Origin of the sequence: Collinsella sp. AM40-7AC (assembly GCF_003468125.1) — a bacterium.
GTDB classification, from domain to species: domain Bacteria; phylum Actinomycetota; class Coriobacteriia; order Coriobacteriales; family Coriobacteriaceae; genus Collinsella; species Collinsella aerofaciens_O.
Map to the genome: position 1 here is coordinate 1 of NZ_QSGK01000026.1, position 1,267 is coordinate 1,267.

Below are 1,267 nucleotides of genomic sequence, written 5' to 3' on the forward strand. Positions count from 1 at the left end.
CTTAGAGGTCCTCGCGCCAGAAGGGCATGCTCATGCAGCGCGGGCCGCCGCGGCCGCGGGAGAGCTCGGCGGAGGGCACGACGAGAAGGTCCAGGCCCTCCTTGTACAGCACGTCGTTGGTGACGGTGTTGCGGGCGTAGACGCAGATCTTGCCGGGCTCGACGCACAGGGTGTTGGAGCCGTCGTTCCACTGCTCGCGGGAGGCCGCGATCGGGTCGCCGCCGCCGCAGGGGATCAGCTTGACCTGGTCGACGCCGGTGGCGTCCTCCAGGACGTGCTCGAGGGTGTCCTCGATCAGGCGGATGTTCACGTCGCCCGGGTTCTTGCCGGCGGTCAGCTCGTAGACGCGCAGGGTGCCCATGATGGCGGGGTGGATCGTGAACTTATCGACGTCGATCTGGGTGAAGACCGTGTCGAGGTGCATGAAGGCGCGCGAGACGGGGATGTCGAAGGCCAGGATGCGCTCGACCTTGGAGTCGGAGTTCCAGAAGATGTTCTGGGCCATGACGTCGATGGCGGCTGCCTGGGTGCGCTGGGAGATGCCGACGGCGAGGGTCTTCTCGTTGATGTTCAGCACGTCGCCGCCCTCGGTGTGGAACTGGCAGTCGCGGCGGAAGTACAGGGAGACGTCCTTGTAGTCGGGGTGGTACTTGAAGACGTACTTGCCGTACAGGGTCTCGCGGTTGCGGGTGACCGAGTACATGCGGTTGAGGTTGACGCCCTCGCCGACGACCGCGAACGGGTCGCGGGTGAAGTAGAGGTTGGGCATCGGGTCGATGATCAGGTCGGACTCGGACTCGGAGTTGACCAGGGAGTCGAGGGTCGTGGACGCCGTGAGGGGCATGTCGATCTCGGCCTTGGTCATGCCGGCCATGGTCTTCTTGACGAACTCGAGGTTGTCCTCGATGGAGTCCAGCTTCTCGCGGACGATCTGCGGCATGTGCTGGCCGCGGATGCCCGCCTCGGCGATGTACTGGTCGGTGAACTCGGCGCGGGCGCCGGGGACCTGGTCGAACACCTCTGCGACGAGGTTCTCGAGGTAGAGCACCTCGACGCCCTGGTCCCTCAGGATCTGGGCGAAGGTGTCGTGCTCCTGCTGCGCGACCTCAAGGAACGGGACGTCGTCGAACAGGAGTCGCTCGAGCTCGTCGGGCGGCAGGTTGAGGAGCTCGTCGCCGGGACGGTGCAGGCAGACCTTCCTGAGCTTGCCGATCTCGGAAGGCACGTGCAGACCTTTCGTCATGGCCTCCTACCTTTCTTTCGGGCC

The 1,267-nt window shown here is 65.4% G+C and carries 1 protein-coding gene; it reads right to left on the reverse strand.

Going from position 1 to position 1,267, the window contains the following annotated elements; translation table 11 throughout:
* Position 1: 1 nt before the first annotated feature.
* On the reverse strand, positions 2 to 1,243 hold the full coding sequence (gene arcA / locus DW892_RS10260) for an arginine deiminase (protein WP_099431519.1): 1,242 nt from the start codon (positions 1,241 to 1,243) through the stop codon (positions 2 to 4).
* Positions 1,244 to 1,267 lie beyond the last annotated feature (24 nt).